This window comes from Vreelandella profundi (assembly GCF_019722725.1).
Lineage (GTDB): Bacteria > Pseudomonadota > Gammaproteobacteria > Pseudomonadales > Halomonadaceae > Vreelandella > Vreelandella profundi.
Map to the genome: position 1 here is coordinate 2,397,079 of NZ_CP077941.1, position 18,550 is coordinate 2,415,628.

Genomic DNA, 18,550 nt, shown 5'->3' on the forward strand with positions numbered 1-18,550 from the left:
TAAGCTAGCGCAACCGCCGCCACTGGGCCAGCGCTTGAATATCGCGGGGTGCTGTTCGACAGCACCCGCCAATGCCTGATGCGCCTGCGGCTAGCCAGTGCTCAACCCCCTGAGCCAAACCAGAAGGCCCGCTGGCAGTATGCGCGCAATCGGCGGCGTGCCAGGTTTTAGTCACCGCGTCGTAGACTTCTCCCGAGTTGGGGTAGACCAGTATTGGCAGGTCACACTCACGGCGGATTTCCTGAATCAATGATTCGATGTGGGCCAGCGCGGTGCAGTTCACGCCGATGGCCGCGACGCCTGGGCAGCCAGCCAGGGCGGCCGCACACTCGGCGATTGGCGTGCCGTCGCTGATGTGTTGGCCATCCTTCGCGGAGAACGTGATCCAGGCCTGTGCGCCGGGGTGTTCGGCCAGCAAATCGGTGATTGCCAGCGCTTCATCCAAGGAAGGCAGGGTTTCAGCGGCGAGTAGGTCCGCGCCCGCCTCTAACAACAGCTTAAAACGCTCGCGGTGAAATGCCACCAGCCCGGCGCGATCCAGGTCATAGCCGCCTCGGTATTCACTGCCGTCGGCTAGGTACGCGCCATACGGGCCGACGGAGGCCGCCACCAGTGGTTTGGGCCGGTCTGTTTGACCCGGTTGCCAGACCGAATCCCGTGCCTGCTGCGCCAGCGTGACCGAAAGCTGAATTAGCTCCCGCGCCTCTTCTGCCGTCATCCCTGCCTGCATAAACCCAGGCACCGTGGCCTGATAGCTGGCGGTGATGGCACAGTCGGCCCCGGCTTCAAAATACGCCTGATGCACTTGGCGAATCTTCTCTGGAGCCTGCGCTAACAAACGTGCCGACCACAGGGCATCGTTAAGATCGCAGCCGAGCGCTTCTAGCTCCGTGGCCATGGCGCCGTCAATGACCATGAAGGGCACTTCTGCCAACAGGGCGGTGATCGGATTCGACTCACTCATGGGGACGTTTCCTTAATAGTGTGGCTTAACGAAGGCGATGGGCGTTGCGCGGCCCCGCGATGGCGTACGAAGTGCACCAGATAGCACAGCGCAATAAACGGTACGCCGAAATACAGCGCCACGCGCTGCTGCGGGTCAAACGCGATGCCAATGCACGCCGCCAGACAGGCCGCAAACGCGATTAACGGCACCCAGGGGTAAAACGGCGTGCGATACACCAGGTCCTTCAATTGCCCGCCTTCGCGCAGGTAGTGGCGGCGGAAATTGAACTGGCTGAGCGCTATCGCCATCCAAACCACCACCACGGCCAAACCGGAAATCGAAACCAGCACCAGGTAGACGGTTTCAGCGGCATACACGCTGGAAAACAGCGCCCCCAGGCCACCCACCATGCTGAGTAATACAGCATTCATCGGAATGCCGCGCTTGTTAATTCGACCTAGCGATTTGGGTAAGGTGCCCTGATCTGAGAGGGTCCATAGCATGCGTGAGGAAGCATAAAGCCCGGAATTGGCCGCCGAAAGCAACGCAGTAATGATGACAAAATTCATGATATCGGCTGCGCCCGGCACCCCAAGCCGCTGAAAAACCGCTACGAAGGGACTCTCGCTAAGACTTGCTTGGCTTTGTGGTAACAGCGCCGCAATCACGATGATGGTGCCCACGAAAAACAGGATCAAGCGCCACAGCGTCGCGCGGATAGCCTTGGGTACATTGCGGGCGGGGTCGACGGTTTCCCCAGCGGCAACCCCAATCAGCTCAGTGCCTGAAAACGCAAACATTACCGCCAGCAAGGTGGTGCCAATAGCCAGCAGGCTGGGCGGCATGGCGCCTTCTCCCCATAGCGCCGACAACCCCGGCGAGGCAACCTCAACACCCGCCTCATTATGCAGCGGTACCCAGCCAATAATCGCTATCGCACCCACCAACACAAATACGACCACCGCGATCACTTTGATCAATGAGAGCCAAAACTCAGACTCGGCAAAGAAGCGCGAGGTAAACGCGTTCACGCCAAAGACAATCGCAGCGAACAAGCCACTCCAGTACCAGCCGGGGATATCGGGAAACCAGCGGCCCATAAACACCGCCGCGGCGGTAAACTCTGACCCCAACGCCACCGTCCAGGTGAGCCAGTACATCCAAGCCACCATATAGCCGGTGCCCGGGCCGATATAACGGCTGGCATGAGCGCTGAAGGCGCCTGAATCTGGCATATGCACCGCCAGTTCGCCCAGGCACATCATCACTAGCCAAGCGATAATGCCACCGACCAAGTAAGCGAGCACCGCGCCGATAGGCCCTGCCTGCTGTACGGTATAACCGGAACTCAGAAATAATCCGGTGCCAATCACCCCACCCAGCGAGAGCATCACCAAATGGCGCGTCTGCATGCTGCGTTTGAAGTATGCGCTGCCTTCTTGCTCGCTCTGTACTAGCTGATTCTCTTCTTGCTGACTCGCCTGCTCAGGCATAGTGGCATCCCCATTATTGTCCTATCGAGGCACAGCAGCACTGCGGCCTGCCTTAAAAAGGCACCATATTAGTGCATTAAAATATCTCAAAAAAGCATAAATATCGTATTTTATATTCTTATTTTGAATATGCGGAGCTGATGAGGCGATACGCGTTACCGCTGCGCTCCAGCCCAGCTATAAAAAAAGCGCCCCGGCTGGGGCGCTTCTGAATTTAAGCTACTTTTTAAGCAGCCTGCATTAGGTGCGCGCCTCTGACCAAACCGCAAACTCGTTGCCACTGGGCTCCTGAAAGTGAAAACGGCGGCCACCGGGAAAATCGAAAACAGGCCGTGTGATTTCACCGCCGCTCTTCTCAACATTGCTGAGCGTTGCGTCAATATCCGCACTATAGAAAACCAGCAGCGCACCGCCGTTTGAGCTTTGGTTACAGGCCTGCGCTTGGTAGAAACCGCCATCCAGCCCCTGATTGGAAAACGCGGTGTATTCAGGGCCGTAATCGACAAATTCCCAACCAAATGCCGCAGAGAAAAATGCTTTTGTCGCGGCCAAGTCTTTCGCGGCGAACTCGACGTAGTTGAGCTTTTCATGCTGATTCATCGCCTGCTCCTTTGTTTGTTGTTTTTTCATTCGTCAGACTACGGTGCGTTGTCTATTGGCTGAACCACCACGGGAACTTGCTCACTTGAAACCGTAGCTACGTTACCCGCACGAATGTCGTCTAGCCGGCTACGAGCAACATCGACCCATTCCAGCAGCAAAAACAGCGTTAATCGATGAGGGACGAAGCCTGCCTCTTTATCAGCCAATTAGCGGTTCACTCACCTCTCGGCATGACCTGACGCTTTCCGCCAGCTCACTGACTAAGCCATGTACCCGCTCAATAGCTTCATCAGGCGTGTTGGCATGCTCGATACAGTCGACCAGCGCGGAGCCAACGACAACCGCATCGCTGTAGCGGCCAATGGCGGCCGCTTGCGCTGGCGTGCGAATGCCGAAGCCAACGGCAATAGGAAGATTCGTGTGCTCGCGCAGATCGGCAACGGCGCACTCCAAACGCTCCGGCGTCGGTGCGCTGCCGCCGGTCACGCCCGCCACTGAGACGTAGTAAATAAATCCTGACGCGTTAGCCAGCACCGTGGGCAGCCGCTTGGCATCGGTGGTCGGCGTAGCGAGGCGGATAAAATCAATGCCGTGCTTCGCCGCTGGCTGGCAGAGTTCGTCGTCATGCTCGGGGGGCAGGTCGACCACAATCAAGCCATCCACCCCGGCGCGCGCTGCGTCCGTAAGAAAGCGCTCAACGCCATAGCAATAAATAGGGTTGTAGTAGCCCATCAGCACAATCGGCGTGGTGCTGTTTTCTTCCCGGAAACGGCGCACCATTTCCAGCGTTTTGGTTTGCGTTTGGCCGTTTTCTAAGGCGCGCAGCGCCGCTTTTTGAATCGCGGGACCATCGGCCATGGGGTCGCTGAACGGCATCCCCAGTTCGATAATATCCACCCCGGCAGCTGGCAAGCCGTGTAGCAGGCGGCGCGATGTGTCGGCGTCCGGGTCACCGGCCGTAAGATAACTCACCAGCGCGGGGCGATTGGCTTGCTTGAGCTCAGCAAAGCAGCCTTTAAGACGTGAAACCTTGTGCGTGGCGTCGCTCATCGCGTTGTCATGTGCTGTACTCATTTGAACTTATCTCCTAAATAGTGGGCCACGCTCATCATGTCTTTATCGCCACGGCCGCTTAAATTCACCACCATTAAGTGGTCACGGGGCAGCGTGGGCGCGCGCTTGGCTACTTCTGCTAAGGCGTGGGCGGTTTCCAACGCGGGAATAATGCCCTCCTGGCGGCAGCACACTTGAAAGGCTTCCAGCGCTTCGTCGTCGGTGGCAGAAACGTACTCGACCCGCCCCTGCTCGTGCAGCCATGCGTGCTCTGGCCCAATACCGGGGTAATCTAAACCGGCGGAAATCGAGTGGGCGTCGCTAATCTGGCCATCTTCGTTTTGTAGCAGATAGGTACGATTGCCGTGCAACACGCCGGGGGTACCGCCGTTGAGGCTAGCCGCGTGCAGGCCGCTCTTAACCCCTTTACCTCCCGCCTCTACACCGATCATTTTCACGCTAGGCTCGTCGAGGAACGGATGAAACAGTCCCATCGCGTTTGAGCCACCGCCAATACAGGCCACCAGCGAATCAGGTAGACGGCCCCGCTTTTCAAGCATTTGCGCGCGAGTTTCGTGGCCAATAACCGCTTGGAAGTCGCGCACCATGGCGGGGTAAGGATGCGGCCCGGCGACGGTGCCAATAATGTAGAAGGTGTCATCCACATTGGTGACCCAGTCACGCAGCGCTTCGTTCATGGCGTCTTTTAACGTGCCGGTGCCGGAAGTTACCGGGATGACTTCGGCCCCCAATAGTTTCATGCGGAACACGTTGGGCTGCTGGCGCTCGATGTCGGTGGTGCCCATGTAAATCACGCATGACAGGCCAAAGCGCGCCGCGACGGTGGCCGTGGCCACGCCATGCATGCCCGCGCCGGTTTCAGCGATAATGCGTTTTTTGCCCATCTGCTTGGCAAGCAGCACCTGGCCAATGCAGTTGTTGATCTTGTGCGCACCGGTATGGTTGAGCTCTTCACGCTTCAGATAAATGCTGGCGCCGCCGAAATGATCGGTCAGCCGTTCGGCGAAATAGAGCGGGCTTGGCCGCCCCACATAGTCACTCTGAAAATAGGCCAGCTGACGCTTGAATTTAGGGTCATTTTTAGCGGTGGCGTATTCGTCTTGTAGCTCTAGAATTAGCGGCATTAGCGTTTCGGCGACGAAACGGCCACCGAAGCTGCCAAACAGGCCGTTGGCATCGGGCAGGCTCTTGGATACGTCTACAGGTTGATTCATCACGACCTCTGAATGCGTTATCAAACAGTTCAGTGAAAACCGTTTAGTGAAAACAATGCAGTGAAAGTAACGCAAGCGGGTGGGGATAAAAATCGATAAGATGTCAGCAATATGTGAGCTTAAGTCAACAGTCAGCAGGACATACCATGCAACATAGCATGCCACCGCTTAGCGCCCTGCGCGCCTTTGAAGCCACTGCCCGGCTGGGTAGTGTGACTGCCGCTGCTGGGGAGCTGAGCGTTACTCACGGCGCAGTTAGCCGCCAGCTAAAGAGCCTAGATGATCATTTTGGCGTAGCGCTTTTTACCAAAGCGGGCCGGGGCATTGCATTGACCCAACACGGGGAACGGTTACAAACCGGTGTTGGTGAGGCATTCACACGACTGAAAGATAGTTGCGCAGCGCTCAAGCATGATGTGGAAGAAGCGCCCTTCACTCTCGCCTGCCCGGGCAGCCTGCTGGCGCGCTGGCTGATCCCCCGCCTGGATCGCCTGCACCGCGAGCTGCCCCAACTAAAGCTCAAAGTTGTGGTAAGTGAAAGCGAGCAGCCAGGTATAAAGAGTGACGCCAGCGCTACTTTGGCTTTTGCAGAGCCCCCTTGGCCTGCAGACGTTGAGGTATTCGAGCTAATGCCGGAACAGATTTGCGCGGTAGCAAGCCCTCAACTAATGTCACACATTGACTCCACCAAGCCAGAAACACTCTTTGCAAACAAACTACTGTACACCGCCTCCCGTCCTCAGGCCTGGCCACAATGGGCCACGGCACAAGGTCTTGAAATGTCACAGCTGGAGCAGGCGCTAAACGAAGGCCAAGGCTTCGATCATCTCTATTACTTGATGGAAGCAGCAGTGGCTGGACTGGGTATCGCTATTGCGCCGCGGCTATTGGTGGAAGACGATCTGAGGAGTAACAGGCTGGTGGCCCCCTGGGGAGGTATCGAAACCCCTGCGCGCCTCTGCCTGTGGTTACCCCGCCAAGCCCACCCTCGCCAAAGCGAGCCGCTGGCAAAGTGGCTTAAGCGAGAGTTGGATTACGAGCACTGCTGATATCTCATTAGCCAATAATTTCTTCAATAGAGCGCTTACCATCCAGCAGCACGTACTCTTGATTAATCAGGCTAGCCGTTTGCACCACGTGCAGCAATGCTTGGACCACATTGGCACGCGAGATTTGGTTATCGCCTGCTTCCTCCAATGAGCTAGCAAACTGCTGACTGGCGGCTTCGTCAGTCAAACGTCCAGGCTTAAGAATGACGTAGGGAAGACCGCTATTGCGCAAGTGGGCATCTGCGGCGAATTTCGCGACCATGTAGGGACGCATTTTAGCAGGCGCTTCAAGCGGTTGCTCGGCGCGTATAGCGCTAATCATAATGTAACGGGAAAGACCCTTTTGCTTGGCAATATCGGCCGTACGAATCGCGCCGAACAGGTCTATCATCAGGGTTTTGTCTGGTCCCGTGTGCGGCCCTGAACCAGCGGTGAACGCAACTTGGTCACACCCTTCAAAAGCGTGCTCGAAATCACCTTCAAGGTCGGCAATCACGGTGTCAATGCCGCGCTCGCTAAACCAGGCTGCCTGCTCTTCGCTGCGGATCATTGCCTTGATAGGCGTTCCTGCCTGCTGTGACAGCTCGCAAAACTGTTTGCCAATCTGTCCGTTCGCACCAATCACTAACGTCGTCATATTAAGTCCTCGTGAATCAGTTACTTTTTAGTAAATGCAGGCATCTGGGCACAATTCAACCCTGTAAAACAGATCACCTTGCATATCACTCGTCGGCATCTAAAATGACAGCGCGCAGCCAACCTGTACGGTGAAATCGAGGATGCCCTGCATGAATCATGAGATTATCCTCATCGTGATAAACGTTAACTGCCTGATAAAGACGGCATCACTCGCAGAATCCTACCCTCCGGACTGTCGGTCAGTAGATAGATCGCGCCTTCTGGGCCGACGCGCACATCTCTAATGCGCTCCTCCAGTTCGCCAAACAGGCCTTCTATATCCTCCGCGCTTGAGCCATCATCTGATAGGCGCACTCGACGCACTTCTTGATTAACAAGAGCACCTACTAACAGATCACCTTGCCATTCGGGAAACAGCTCGCCGGTGTATAGCGCCATACCGGATGGGGCAATTGAAGGCGTCCACTCCAGCACCGGTGGCACGGTGCCTGGGTAGGCCGCGAACGGTGTGATCCTTGCGCCGGTGTAGTCCAACCCGCCCGTTGCAATCGGCCAGCCGTAATTGTCACCCGCTTCGATGATATTAATTTCATCACCGCCTCGCGGGCCGTGTTCATGGGCTATCAGCCGCTGATATTGCTCATCAACGACCAACCCTTGCACGTTACGATGCCCGTAGCTGTAAATTTCTGGATGGGCATCGTCGCGATTCACAAAAGGATTATCTTGCGGGACGCTGCCATCGGGGTTCAGGCGCACAATGCTCCCGATAGGGTTATGCAGATTTTGGGCTTGCTCACGATAATCAAAGCCATCGCCCAGCGTTAGAATCAAGGTGCCGTCTGGCAGCCAGGCCATACGACCACCAAAATGGGCGTTGCCCTGTTTGGCGGGCTGGACACGAAATACCTCGCTAACGTCGTTTAGTCCGGTTTCTGTCAATGTGCCGGTGGCAAGACAGGCGTGATTGGCTTCTTGGCTGCCACAGGCATAGCTGAGATATACCCGCTGATCCTTTTCAAACTGGGGCGATACCAGCACGTCAAATAGCCCAGACTGCCCAGAGGCATAAACGTCCGGCACGCCGTTAAGCGATTCTACAAGAGTGCTACCTTCGGCACTTAATAATCGCAGGCGGCCGGGGCGCTCTGTTACCAGCATGCGCCCATCAGGCAGGAAAGCGAGTGACCAGGGGTGCTCTAGAGCATCGGCTATTGTATCAATCTGGTAAGGCTTGCCCTGTTCTTGCTGCGCCACGGCCTGCTCGGATGTTAAGCCTGCGACTCCGAGCATAACGACTAAACTGGCGACGTTATATGAGGCATTAAAGCGACTCGAACGCCCTTTCATCACGGCGAATAATCCGCCTGCCAACGCGGCCGTTATTAGCATAATTCCTAGTCCAAAAGTGCTGCGCGTTGCCGCAATAAAGGTCGGCATGGGAGCAAAGGTATCCACGAGGTTTAACGTTATCAGCAGCGCTACCGCTGCGGCACCCGCACTGAGCAGCATCAGAAACCGCCCCCCCAACCAGCGTGATAGCCACACGGCGGCGGCCTGGGCTAACAAAAATCCGATAGAAAAAAGCAGCGCATAAATGGGAGCAAAGGTGATTAGATCGCTAAGCGTGATTTCTAAGCGAAGCAACGTTGGGATTTCCACGCCCATGTTTTGAAGCGCTGCCAAATTTAGCTGGGTTTGAGCGATACTTCCGAGCAACACCCCCACCAGCAGCGCAATAAGGAAATTAATACTGGTCGATAACCATCCTGCTCGTGCGGGCATTGTAAAATCTCATTGTAAGTAGCGTTTAATGTCTAAAAGCGATCCTCAAGATTAGCAGCTGTTCAGCGTCAATAGGAGAAGGTCAACACAGCAGCGGAACGGCGCACGTTCCGCCACTTAATTGCATCAGGGTTTCAGCGCGACAAAGTTCAGCCCGGTCGTCTTCGTGGCTTTTTCGATGGCAGACTTCGGATCTTCGATGCCTACCTCAACCATTCCTACTTTATCAAGATCGATCAAGCCGGCCTCAACCATTCTCCAGATTGCTAGAACCGTCGAAGAGCGATACATGCGCGATCCTCGGATCGTCAGCCTGCGGCGCAGAATCTCACCATAGGGAATCGGAACATCACGGCGCACTCCGCCCATCAAAACAATGGTTCCGCTATCTCGCAAGGCTTCAAAGCCTGCCAATATTGCATTGGCGCTGTCGGCATCGCCCATCGTATCGATAATGACATGAGGAGCCCCCGCACAGGACATCGCCGCTGCGTCTACGGTGATATTGCCTGTCAGTCGAACGGGCACGACACGAGCATCCAGCGTCGCTAGTTTCTCTAAAGCGGCTTCGTTACGACCCAGCGCGATGACGCGCGAAGCGCCTCTGGCAAGTGCCACAAGAACAGCTGCACCACCCATTTGCCCAGTGGCACCTAGGATGGCGACAACATCGCCCGGCTGCTGACCGGATTGCACAACGCCCTCCCCGGCTATTCCCAGCCACGTGAGAAACGCGAGCCGACCGGGATCGTTATACTGCTCGGCCCCTGGAAGCCGGGTGACTGCCTCCTTGGGAAACAAAACTTGCTGTGCCATCGTGCCGTTGCGCCACTGCGTGCGCATGGCATCCACAACCTCGGTTTCCTCACCCCGTCCACCGACTTCGCCAAGGCCCATCAGTACGTCTTCGGGATGATCGATATCGCCGGACTCGACCAGGGAATCAAGCGCCACAACGTCACCAACAGACACGTTAAAGACATCGTCCGCTTTTTTACGAACCACGCCAACGCCCCCTGCGCCGAGTACCAGAGGAACGGGCAGCGGAATGTCCGTGCTGTCGACCATCGCCATCAGGTAAGCCGGCACGTGAACTGCCATGACATCCACGATGACGGTACCGGGCTGGATGTCGGGATCAGGGCGTTCGACGCAGCGCAGAGGAGTGTCCAACGCTTCCTTGTACCAAGCTTTCATCAGTAATCACTCTTTAAAATCTGATAGATAAAATGTCCAATATGGCGATTAGAGCCACTGCCATAGGCTATTACCTCAACTATAGTTTAGGTCAATAGCCTTTTTTTTTGTTCAAGTAACTGTATTTCGATCACTGAAAAGAAAATCAATGAACCATTGTCGAGGTGTGTAAATATCATGGCTATCGATCTATCGGTGGGGGATGTTGCCAAGCGCAGCGGCGTGCGGGTGTCGACCCTTCACTTTTACGAGTCCAAGGGCTTGATCCAGTCATGGCGAACGAGCGGCAATCAGCGCCGCTATCCGCGTAGCGTTTTGCGGCGCATTGCGGTGATTCGGATCGCACAGCGTGCCGGTATCCCGCTTGCAATGACCAAGGAGCATCTGGACTCAATTCCCACCGACCGACAGCTGAATGCGTCAGATTGGCAGGCGATTACGGCCACCTGGCGAGCGGAAATCGACCGGCGCATAGAAAGCCTGATGCAATTACGCAACCAGATGGATCGATGCATCGGCTGCGGCTGTCTCTCCCTGGCCGACTGCCCGCTGCGTAATCCCGATGATCATCTGGCTGAGGAAGGCCCCGGCGCTCGTTTACTGGTCTCGCCTAACCGTTAGAGCGTGTTTGAGCATGACCCAAGTAAATTACCGGCTTGACGGAGGGCTCATTAATTCGCCGGGTTTGGAATGCCGCGATAAAAGCGGTAGGGTCATTGATCAAACATTCAACAAAAGGAGTTGTCATGCAACGTCACGCAATCGTCTCTCTGCCCCTGGGTCTTTTAGCAGGTGCTCTTGCTTCGGGTAGCGCCCTGGCCGATATCACGCCACTGGAGCAGCAGCTAAAGGATCTTGAGTCTTTTCAAGTAATTGCTCACCGTGGCGCCAGCGGGCATGCGCCGGAGAGCAGCATGGCGGCGCTGGAACTCGCCCGCGAATGGGGGGCTGATTACTTAGAACTTGATGTTCAAATTACGTCCGATGGCGAGCTGGTGGCCTTTCACGATGATGATATCAGCCGTACCAGTAACGGCGAAGGCAGCATTAACGAGCACACGCTGGCAGAACTTAAGGCATTAGACACCGGCGCATGGTTTAACGACGCCTATCCCGATCAAGCCGACGAAGCATTTGAAGGCACTCAAATACTGAAACTCGATGAGGTATTTGAACGCTTTGGTCACGATGCACGCTACTACCTGGAAACCAAGTCGCCGCAGCTGAATCCGGGATTGGAAGAAGCCTTAGTAGCCATGCTTGAAAAGTACGACATGATTGAAAGTGGTCATGTGTTGATACAGTCTTTCGAGCAGGATAGTTTGCTGAAAGTACACGCATTAAACGAGAACGTGCCGCTCATTCAACTGGTGTGGTACTACCCCAGCGACGACGACACTTCACGCCTTGTAGAATGGACCGGCGTAACGCCGGGGCCAGAAGAAATCACGGATAAAGATTTCCAGAAAGTCGCGGATTACGCAGCGGGCATTGGCACTAACTTCATTTACGAAGGTGAGCAAGTCATTGACGATGACTTTATTCGTCAAGCCAATGAAAACGATCTACGGGTGCACGTCTATACCATCAATGAAACCGATGAGATGGGGCGCTTAATGGAAATGGGCGTGAACGGCCTGTTCACTAACTATCCTGACCGCCTGCTTGAACTCACTAAATAAGCGTGATGTGAATGCCCGTAATGCCCGGCCCGACTGAGCCGGGCGTTATTCGTATAGCGTCTTAATCGAAGCCCAGCTGCTTTAGCACCTGCTCCACTCTTTTTCGGCTGTCGCCTTGCAGCGTTTTAAGCGGCTGCGGCAAGCAAGGCTGGCTCACCTTGCCGGTTAGCTCGGCAATGGTCCCCGCCACTCGCAAGCTGCCCCCATAGTCGCGATAAAGTGCCCATAGCGGTTCAAGGGCATCTGAAAGCGTTTGGAAAAGCAGCATATCGCCTTTTTGCGCGGCGCGTGTAATGGCCAATGCCTGCTTGGGAAACAGTCCGCCGAAAACGGAGTACCAGGCATCGCAGCCTGCGCTTAGCCCTACCCCAGCTACTGGATCGCCGCTAATACCGATGGTGACACCGGCAGGAATCAGCTTACGCAGTCGATCAACGCGGGCACGAGCGACCTCTACTTCACTCGCCACGGGCGGAATCTTGATGGAATGTACCTGCGATAGCTGAGCAATACGGCCATGCAGTTCATCGCTAAATTCAAAATGCGTGGTGCCGGGGTTGTCGTACACGCAAAGCGGCACACTCAGCGAACGACAAACCGTTTCATAAAGGTCAAAAACCTCATTATCGGTAAGCTTTTGGTACGAAACAGGGGCTAACAGAACGCCGCTGGCACCTGCTTTCTGGGCACTTTCTGCATTGGCTAACACATCGCGGGTGCGTAGCGCGCCAATACCCACCACAACCGGCACGCTGGCGGCGCTTTCCACGCTAAGCTGAGCCACACGGGCGCGCTCTACTTGGCTTAAATAGGCATAGCTGCCGGTCGATCCCAGCACGCCAATGGAGTCCACCCCAGCGTTGGCTAAGTGCTCCACTAAATACCTCAGCTCGCGCTCTTGGATGCCCTGCTCGTTCATAGGGGTTAGCGGGAACGCACTTAGGCCGGTGAACATGGTGGATCGTCCTATTTAGAGAGTCTTTATCACAGTGTCGCACAGGGGCTTAGCGACTAACTAAAAGCATTTGATATAGAAACGGCCGTAGGCAACGTATAATAATTGGCCAGGCCAGAGCCTACATTAGTAATTCCACCCAGTTTCAATCGGTTATGTGCGTGACCGAGCGGTGGATATCCATTGAGTCAATCCAACAGTCTCCATCAAGCCTGATCGTCAATCATTAACATAACTGCCTGTTATTTTTCTTGAATTGATGTAGTGTCTGCGTATATTCCTTAGCACAGACGCAGTGATGATTTTCTGAGGCTTATCATTTCTTTATATCCTAAGCACTCGACATAAAAAACGATATTTAAAAAAGGCTGAAAGGGGAGAAATCGCCATAAAATCATACGCGTATCAAGTGCAGCTAGAATCTGTATGGTGCATGATCCTGGCATTCCTTAAGCAGCAAGTATACCAATGCCATCATCCTTCCTGATTAGTTTCATCGCGCGGATAGCTTTATTAGCGGTGATCACCACTATTGTATTGGTGTGCATTTCATTTATGAGCACCAGTGCCATGGCGCGGGAAGCACCTATTGTTCTGGTTGCACACCCTGATGTTGCTACTAATGGGCTTAATACTGATACCACCCGCGCTATTTTCGCCATGCGTCAACGCACATGGCCAAGCGGGCAAGCGGTCCAAGTCTTTGTGTTGAACAACAACGACCCTGTGCATGCCCGCTTTGCTAAAGAACATTTGGCCGTTTACCCACATCAACTCCAGCTGGCCTGGGACCGAATGGTGTTTTCAGGTACCGGGCAAGCGCCCAACCTAGTAAGCGATCAGGAGGAGATGCGCGAGCGCGTTGCGACAACGCCCGGCGCCATTGGCTATCTTGAAAGGGAGTATCTGGATGATAGTGTCCAAGTCATTTCGATGGAATGAGTGCCGTTCAACCGCGGCATTAGTCGGCGCGCTGGCCTTGATGCTTTCCGCTCAAAGCCAGAGCAATGAGGACATTCTGGATACTTTTCAGATGCATGGCTTTCTTAGCCAGGCGCTGATCGTTACTGATAACAATAACTTTTTTGGCCCCAGTAGCGAAAATGAAGGCAGCCTGGAATTTACTGAAGTAGGCCTAAATGCATCATTACGCCCGCATCAAAATGTCCTGATTGCTGCCCAGGTACTAAGCCGCCGAGCAGGTGGCGACATTAGCGATGCAAACCCTGTGCTCGACTACGGCCTCATTGATTATCAACTGATATCCAATCAACAACGTACACTGGGTGTTCAAGTAGGACGCTTTAAAAACCCGCTAGGGTTTTATAATCAGACACGCGACGTAGCCTTTACTCGCCCAAGCATATTATTGCCGCAATCCATTTATTTTGATCGTACGCGGTCGTTAGCGCTTTCAGGTGATGGCATAAGCCTTTATCACGAGGCACGATTATCTGCTGGCGTGGTACGCACTCAAGTAGGAATTGGCCAGGCGCAAGCGGGTGACGATTTACAAAGCGCCCTGCGACTAGAAAATGTGCCAGGAAGTTTGGATGCTAAACAATCTGCCATTGGTCAGATTCGCTATGAGCATGACGGAGGCCGTATTATTGCAGCGCTGAGTGCTGCACAAGCAAAAGCGCGCTTTGACTCAGGCACGCCGCAGCAGCCTGACATTGCCTTTCGCTTCCGCCCCGCTGTTTTGTCCTTGCAATACAACGAAGAGCTTTGGAGCTTGACCGGCGAGTTCGCGCTTAGGTCAACTAAACTTGGCGGGGTAGAAAATCCTTGGGTTAATGATGTCACCGGAGAAAGCTGGTATATCCAATACACGCGTCGATTTGCAAATACCTGGCAATGGTTAGCTCGGTATGACAGCTTGACCAATAATCGCGATGATCGTAGCGGGCGGGCGTTTGAAGAAAGCACCGGTGGCGCCATCCCAGCCCACACCCAGTTTGCAGATGACCTGACGTTTGGTCTTCAGTGGACCCCGCATCCAAGAATCATGCTGGCAGGCGAGTACCATCATGTGGATGGCACTGGTTGGTTACCTATCCGAGATAACCCTGATTCATCACAGACTAGCCGTCGTTGGAATATGCTCCTATTCCAACTATCGCTTCGCTTCTAACGTCATGCTCACTAGGTTAGGAAGCTGAATGTGATAAAAACCACCGTTCCTATTCACAAATCTCATCGACTCAGCCTTACTTGGCGCGTCATTACGCTAAGCAGCTTACTGCTTCTGGCATTAGTGACACTGTTTACCATGCTAGGCCACGACAATTTAACTCGCCAATTTCAGGAAAGCCGAGATCAACACCTTGAACGCCAGCAGCGTGAAATTCGCTTGGCCCTGCAGCACTCGTCGGAAAATCTTCGTCAATTAGCGGGATTAACTGCAGCGTCTTCAAGCCTGGGGCCTCCGCTGCAAGCTGGCGACTCAGCAACGGTTAGCCAAGCATTAAATTCGCAATGGCCTGCGCTACAGCTTGAGGCGGGCATTGATGAAGTTCTGGTTATGGACACCAGTGGTCAAGTGTTAGGCAGCTGGGGAATGGGGGCTAGCGAACGCAAACTGCCCATATCGAACTGGGTTAGGCGTGTGATCAATACCGAGATACCGCTCACCACGCTGCGGTGCTCAATCAGTTGCCAGCAGTTTGCTGCCGTGCCCGTATTGGTCGAAGGTGAAAGCGTCGGTATGCTCGTATTAACCCGGTCATTAGCCGATGTGACCAGGGAGGCCAATGAGGTTTCAGGTAGTGAAGTGGCATTGGTCGTCACAGGGGCGGATGAACAGTTCGATACTGCCGATGATCGCTACTTAGAACGCTGGAATGGTCGTATCGCAGCGCTAACGCATCAAGAACATAGTTTGGCACTCTTACAACAGGCCGCTGAGACTGTTTCGCTGCCTAGCCTTTTAAAAGCGCCGGCTATCTTTCAAAATGAGAGTAGGAGTTTAGAATTAAGTGCCGTCGATATTGAAGAAGATGCAGACCTTATTCATAGCAGCTACTTCTTATTGATATCCGATATTACCGAACAAATTGATACTATTAATCAAGACACGCGCACGCTGCTGTTTGTCGGCGTGATTGGTTGGATCTTAGCGGAGTTGCTGCTGCTATTCATACTCCTTGGACCCATGGCTCGGCTACGCCGGGTGGCGGTGCTGCTGCCAACACTGGCGAGTGGAAGGTTTAATGATATACGTGCCGCCATTCCCGACAGACGCCGACGTTTTCCTGACGAAATTGACGTGCTTGAAAGCACCACACTGGCACTTTCCCATCAGCTCGAAATGCTAGAGACGCAAGTCCAGGAACGCGGTGAACAATTAGCCGAACGTATTGAAGAGCTAGCTAAGGAACGTGACTTTGTTAACAGCCTGTTAAATACGGCCCAAGTGTTTATTGTTGCTCAGGACAGCACCGGGCGTATCAGCCTGGTTAATGAATATTCTCAAGAGATGCTAGGGCTCAATGAATCCTCCCTACTTGGGCGCGATTTTGGCGACATCTTTGAGGCTGGCAGTTCAACATTGATCCATACACCAAACGTTTGCCAGCAAGAGGAAAAAATGCTGCTAACGTCAGACCAAAACCTGCATACCATCGCGTGGTACCACGCCCCATTGCAGGCTGGCAGCGACGGGCCGTCGCCAAGAATATCGGTGGGACTTGATATAACGGAGCGTAAAGCTGCCGAGGCGCGTTTAACTTGGCTGGCCGAACGAGACCCTCTCACCGAGCTTTATAACCGGCGCTATTTCCAAAACGCGCTGCACGCTGCTATTGAACGCACTGCGTATGCTAGCGGCGCCGTACTCCTGCTGGATCTAGATCAATTTAAAGAGATTAACGAGCTTAGCGGGCATCATGTGGGTGACCAGCTGCTATGCGAAGTGGCCAAGACACTCTTTCACAACCTTGGTCGGCATGGCGTTGTTGCCCGCTTAGGCGGCGATGAGTTTGCGCTACTGTTAGAAGATACCAGCGCAGAACAAGGCGTTAAGATCGCGCAATACATCGTGCAATTGCTTGAGGATATCGGCTTCATCGCAGGAGAGCGGCGCCACCGTGTTACTGCCAGCATCGGCATTGCCCTCTTCCCCACCCATGGTCATACACCTGCGGACATGATGGCGAGTGCTGACGTCGCCATGTATAAAGCCAAGGAAAGTGGCCTCCAGCATTGGCATTTACTATCCAAAGCGGAGAATGCTAAAGACGAGCTGAAGGAGCGGGTCTACTGGGTTGAGCGCATACGCAACGCGCTTGAAGAAAGCAGCTTCGAGCTGATGGTACAGCCGATTGTGCGCTTAGAAGACAACGACGTAAAACACCATGAGGTGTTACTACGCATGCGTGATACGGACGGTAGTCTAATTTCACCTGCGCACTTCATTCCCGTTGCCGAACAAAGCGGTCAAATTATCCTCATTGACCGCTGGGTATTACGTCAAAGCTTGAAGGCGCTTAGTCAACTTCAGAAACAAGGTATTACCCTGGCGGTTAACCTTTCTGGCCAGTCACTGCACGATGAGGAACTAAATCAGTATCTTTCCGACGAACTGGCCACTAGCGGTGCTGACCCACATCATCTTATATTAGAAGTGACTGAAACCGCGGCGGTGACCGACTTCTCCACTGCGCGGGGTGTTTTGCAAGCCGTGCGTGATTTGGGATGCCGCACCGCGCTGGATGACTTTGGTGTCGGCTTCAGCAGCTTCCATTATTTGGGACAGCTGCCCATTGATTACATCAAGATTGACGGCTCATTTATTAGTAGCTTGCTGACCAACCCCGATAGCCGCGTCATTGTCCAAGCTATTGCTGACATAGCCAAAGGTTTCGGAAAGCAAACTATCGCTGAATTCGTCGATCAAGAAGCGTTGCTACCGTTATTAAAATCCTATGGCATCACCTATGGTCAGGGGTTCTATCTTGGTAAGCCCGTCGCCATTGGCAGTGCTTTCTCTGACTAACCGTCAGCAGGTAGATATTTAAACTAGCGATAACACCTGACTCAATTTATTTTAATAATCTTTTAGCCAAGGAAAATCATTGATGGAAGTAACTCAAAAAAAGGAGAGTAATAGCACTACGGCTTCTGATCTTTTTGCCTTTTTTAAAAATGATTTTAATTTCAAAATAGCCATTACTGATATTGAAAAGCTTCGAATATATAAACTTCGCCATGAAGTTTATTGTCAGGAAATTGGCTATCAAACACCTGAAATGTTAAGCAACAACATTGAGCTCGACATTCACGACGCTCACTCCATTCACTGTTTGATAGAACATCGCCGCTCGGGCTTAGCGGCAGGCTGCCTTCGTTTAGTGCTCCCTGCACCCTGTACTGACCACAATATAAAAAGGCTGCCTCTGCAAGACTTTGGCGAACAACACTTATCGCATAAAACGTTGCATCCAGACATGCTGCCCTACAACAGCATTTGTGAAATATCACGCTTTGCTATTGCCAGAGCGTTTCGCCATAAAGCCATCAAATATGAGACGCTTGACCTCAATGATATTGGCTACCAGTTTACTGATGCTGAAAGAAAAACGTTCCCTTTAATCGTCATTGCATTATTTCTTTCAACCTACTCGCTTGTAGGTCTAATGAACAAGCGCCATGTCTTTGCCATGATGGAGCCACGGCTTCCACGGCTTCTCTCCATGTCTGGCTTCAAGTTTATAAAAGTGGGAGAAACTATCGAAATGCATGGCAAGCGCAACGCTTTCTACATTGATCACGCTAAAGCCGAAGAAGAAATGCACAAAGATCTAATACCATTTTATTCGTACATTAGGAAAGCCTTAGACCCACAGCTTAAGGAACTGCTAGCCGTAAGGCCCAACAGCTCCATTCAAGCTAGCTAATGCGGCTAACAATATG

The 18,550-nt window shown here is 53.5% G+C and carries 17 protein-coding genes; 7 read left to right on the forward strand and 10 right to left on the reverse strand.

All coding sequences use genetic code 11. From position 1 onward, the window contains the following. Positions 1–4 precede the first annotated feature (4 nt). From mmuM to trpB, 6 genes are all read right to left on the reverse strand, one after another. Positions 5–964 (reverse strand): homocysteine S-methyltransferase, encoded by a 960-nt coding sequence (mmuM, locus tag KUO20_RS11035; protein WP_235039910.1) that lies wholly within the window; start codon positions 962–964, stop codon positions 5–7. Beyond that, positions 961–2,439 (reverse strand): amino acid permease, encoded by a 1,479-nt coding sequence (locus KUO20_RS11040; RefSeq protein WP_235039911.1) that lies wholly within the window; start codon positions 2,437–2,439, stop codon positions 961–963. Before KUO20_RS11040 ends, mmuM begins: the two co-directional genes overlap by 4 nt. A gap of 240 nt (positions 2,440–2,679) precedes the next feature. Further along, positions 2,680–3,039: a VOC family protein gene (locus tag KUO20_RS11045; RefSeq protein ID WP_235039912.1), complete on the reverse strand. Its 360-nt coding sequence runs from the start codon at positions 3,037–3,039 to the stop codon at positions 2,680–2,682. 38 nt (positions 3,040–3,077) lie between these two features. Then, on the reverse strand, positions 3,078–3,248 hold the full coding sequence (locus KUO20_RS11050) for a hypothetical protein (protein WP_235039913.1): 171 nt from the start codon (positions 3,246–3,248) through the stop codon (positions 3,078–3,080). Beyond that, the gene (gene trpA, locus KUO20_RS11055) at positions 3,241–4,116 is read right to left on the reverse strand and encodes a tryptophan synthase subunit alpha (RefSeq protein WP_235039914.1); all 876 of its coding nucleotides are present in this window, start codon (positions 4,114–4,116) and stop codon (positions 3,241–3,243) included. The genes KUO20_RS11050 and trpA overlap by 8 nt, the downstream gene beginning before the upstream one ends. Beyond that, a complete protein-coding gene (gene trpB, locus KUO20_RS11060; RefSeq protein ID WP_235039915.1) occupies positions 4,113–5,330 on the reverse strand; it encodes a tryptophan synthase subunit beta in 1,218 nt (405 codons plus the stop codon). The genes trpA and trpB overlap by 4 nt, the downstream gene beginning before the upstream one ends. Positions 5,331–5,476: 146 nt before the next feature. On the opposite strand from trpB, the gene KUO20_RS11065 reads away from it, so the two are divergent. Continuing rightward, the gene (locus tag KUO20_RS11065; RefSeq protein WP_235039916.1) at positions 5,477–6,379 is read left to right on the forward strand and encodes a LysR family transcriptional regulator; all 903 of its coding nucleotides are present in this window, start codon (positions 5,477–5,479) and stop codon (positions 6,377–6,379) included. 7 nt (positions 6,380–6,386) lie between these two features. Here the strand turns inward: KUO20_RS11065 and KUO20_RS11070 are convergent, their stop codons facing one another. The 3 genes from KUO20_RS11070 to KUO20_RS11080 form a co-directional block, all read right to left on the reverse strand. Beyond that, positions 6,387–7,016, reverse strand: a complete 630-nt coding sequence (locus tag KUO20_RS11070) for an SDR family oxidoreductase (RefSeq protein WP_235039917.1) — start codon at positions 7,014–7,016, stop codon at positions 6,387–6,389. Between the two features lie 185 nt (positions 7,017–7,201). Continuing rightward, entirely contained in the window at positions 7,202–8,803 is a 1,602-nt protein-coding gene (locus KUO20_RS11075) for a PQQ-dependent sugar dehydrogenase (protein WP_235039918.1), read from the reverse strand. A 126-nt stretch (positions 8,804–8,929) separates the two neighbouring features. Further along, a complete protein-coding gene (locus tag KUO20_RS11080; protein WP_235039919.1) occupies positions 8,930–10,000 on the reverse strand; it encodes a zinc-binding dehydrogenase in 1,071 nt (356 codons plus the stop codon). 177 nt (positions 10,001–10,177) lie between these two features. Between KUO20_RS11080 and soxR the strand changes: the two genes are divergently transcribed. After that, positions 10,178–10,621, forward strand: a complete 444-nt coding sequence (gene soxR / locus KUO20_RS11085) for a redox-sensitive transcriptional activator SoxR (RefSeq protein WP_235039920.1) — start codon at positions 10,178–10,180, stop codon at positions 10,619–10,621. Between the two features lie 125 nt (positions 10,622–10,746). After that, positions 10,747–11,682, forward strand: coding sequence for a glycerophosphodiester phosphodiesterase family protein (locus KUO20_RS11090; RefSeq protein WP_235039921.1), 936 nt, complete (start codon positions 10,747–10,749; stop codon positions 11,680–11,682). A 61-nt stretch (positions 11,683–11,743) separates the two neighbouring features. Here the strand turns inward: KUO20_RS11090 and KUO20_RS11095 are convergent, their stop codons facing one another. Further along, positions 11,744–12,637, reverse strand: a complete 894-nt coding sequence (locus tag KUO20_RS11095; protein WP_235039922.1) for a dihydrodipicolinate synthase family protein — start codon at positions 12,635–12,637, stop codon at positions 11,744–11,746. Between the two features lie 468 nt (positions 12,638–13,105). Here KUO20_RS11095 and KUO20_RS11100 point away from each other — a divergent pair, with 468 nt between their 5' ends. The 4 genes from KUO20_RS11100 to KUO20_RS11115 all read left to right on the forward strand — a co-directional run bounded on the left by KUO20_RS11100 (position 13,106) and on the right by KUO20_RS11115 (position 18,534). Continuing rightward, positions 13,106–13,579, forward strand: coding sequence for a substrate-binding domain-containing protein (locus KUO20_RS11100; protein WP_235039923.1), 474 nt, complete (start codon positions 13,106–13,108; stop codon positions 13,577–13,579). Next, positions 13,548–14,771, forward strand: coding sequence for a hypothetical protein (locus KUO20_RS11105; RefSeq protein WP_235039924.1), 1,224 nt, complete (start codon positions 13,548–13,550; stop codon positions 14,769–14,771). The genes KUO20_RS11100 and KUO20_RS11105 overlap by 32 nt, the downstream gene beginning before the upstream one ends. A 33-nt stretch (positions 14,772–14,804) precedes the next feature. Beyond that, positions 14,805–17,633 carry a bifunctional diguanylate cyclase/phosphodiesterase gene (locus tag KUO20_RS11110; RefSeq protein WP_422823144.1) on the forward strand — a complete coding sequence of 943 codons (2,829 nt, stop codon included), beginning with the start codon at positions 14,805–14,807 and terminating at the stop codon, positions 17,631–17,633. Positions 17,634–17,715: 82 nt separating this feature from the next. Further along, positions 17,716–18,534, forward strand: coding sequence for a PEP-CTERM/exosortase system-associated acyltransferase (locus tag KUO20_RS11115; RefSeq protein ID WP_235039926.1), 819 nt, complete (start codon positions 17,716–17,718; stop codon positions 18,532–18,534). The last annotated feature ends 16 nt before the right edge of the window (positions 18,535–18,550 follow it).

What these genes read in the sequence shown, in the direction of transcription:
- mmuM (WP_235039910.1), bottom strand. Translation starts at nt 964, where the DNA reads ATGAGTGAGTCGAATCCGATCACCGCCCTGTTGGCAGAAGTGCCCTTC.
- KUO20_RS11040 (WP_235039911.1), bottom strand. Translation starts at nt 2,439, where the DNA reads ATGCCTGAGCAGGCGAGTCAGCAAGAAGAGAATCAGCTAGTACAGAGC.
- KUO20_RS11045 (WP_235039912.1), bottom strand. Translation starts at nt 3,039, where the DNA reads ATGAATCAGCATGAAAAGCTCAACTACGTCGAGTTCGCCGCGAAAGAC.
- trpA (WP_235039914.1), bottom strand. Translation starts at nt 4,116, where the DNA reads ATGAGTACAGCACATGACAACGCGATGAGCGACGCCACGCACAAGGTT.
- trpB (WP_235039915.1), bottom strand. Translation starts at nt 5,330, where the DNA reads ATGAATCAACCTGTAGACGTATCCAAGAGCCTGCCCGATGCCAACGGC.
- KUO20_RS11065 (WP_235039916.1), top strand. Translation starts at nt 5,477, where the DNA reads ATGCAACATAGCATGCCACCGCTTAGCGCCCTGCGCGCCTTTGAAGCC.
- KUO20_RS11070 (WP_235039917.1), bottom strand. Translation starts at nt 7,016, where the DNA reads ATGACGACGTTAGTGATTGGTGCGAACGGACAGATTGGCAAACAGTTT.
- KUO20_RS11075 (WP_235039918.1), bottom strand. Translation starts at nt 8,803, where the DNA reads ATGCCCGCACGAGCAGGATGGTTATCGACCAGTATTAATTTCCTTATT.
- KUO20_RS11080 (WP_235039919.1), bottom strand. Translation starts at nt 10,000, where the DNA reads ATGAAAGCTTGGTACAAGGAAGCGTTGGACACTCCTCTGCGCTGCGTC.
- soxR (WP_235039920.1), top strand. Translation starts at nt 10,178, where the DNA reads ATGGCTATCGATCTATCGGTGGGGGATGTTGCCAAGCGCAGCGGCGTG.
- KUO20_RS11090 (WP_235039921.1), top strand. Translation starts at nt 10,747, where the DNA reads ATGCAACGTCACGCAATCGTCTCTCTGCCCCTGGGTCTTTTAGCAGGT.
- KUO20_RS11095 (WP_235039922.1), bottom strand. Translation starts at nt 12,637, where the DNA reads ATGTTCACCGGCCTAAGTGCGTTCCCGCTAACCCCTATGAACGAGCAG.
- KUO20_RS11100 (WP_235039923.1), top strand. Translation starts at nt 13,106, where the DNA reads ATGCCATCATCCTTCCTGATTAGTTTCATCGCGCGGATAGCTTTATTA.
- KUO20_RS11105 (WP_235039924.1), top strand. Translation starts at nt 13,548, where the DNA reads ATGATAGTGTCCAAGTCATTTCGATGGAATGAGTGCCGTTCAACCGCG.
- KUO20_RS11115 (WP_235039926.1), top strand. Translation starts at nt 17,716, where the DNA reads ATGGAAGTAACTCAAAAAAAGGAGAGTAATAGCACTACGGCTTCTGAT.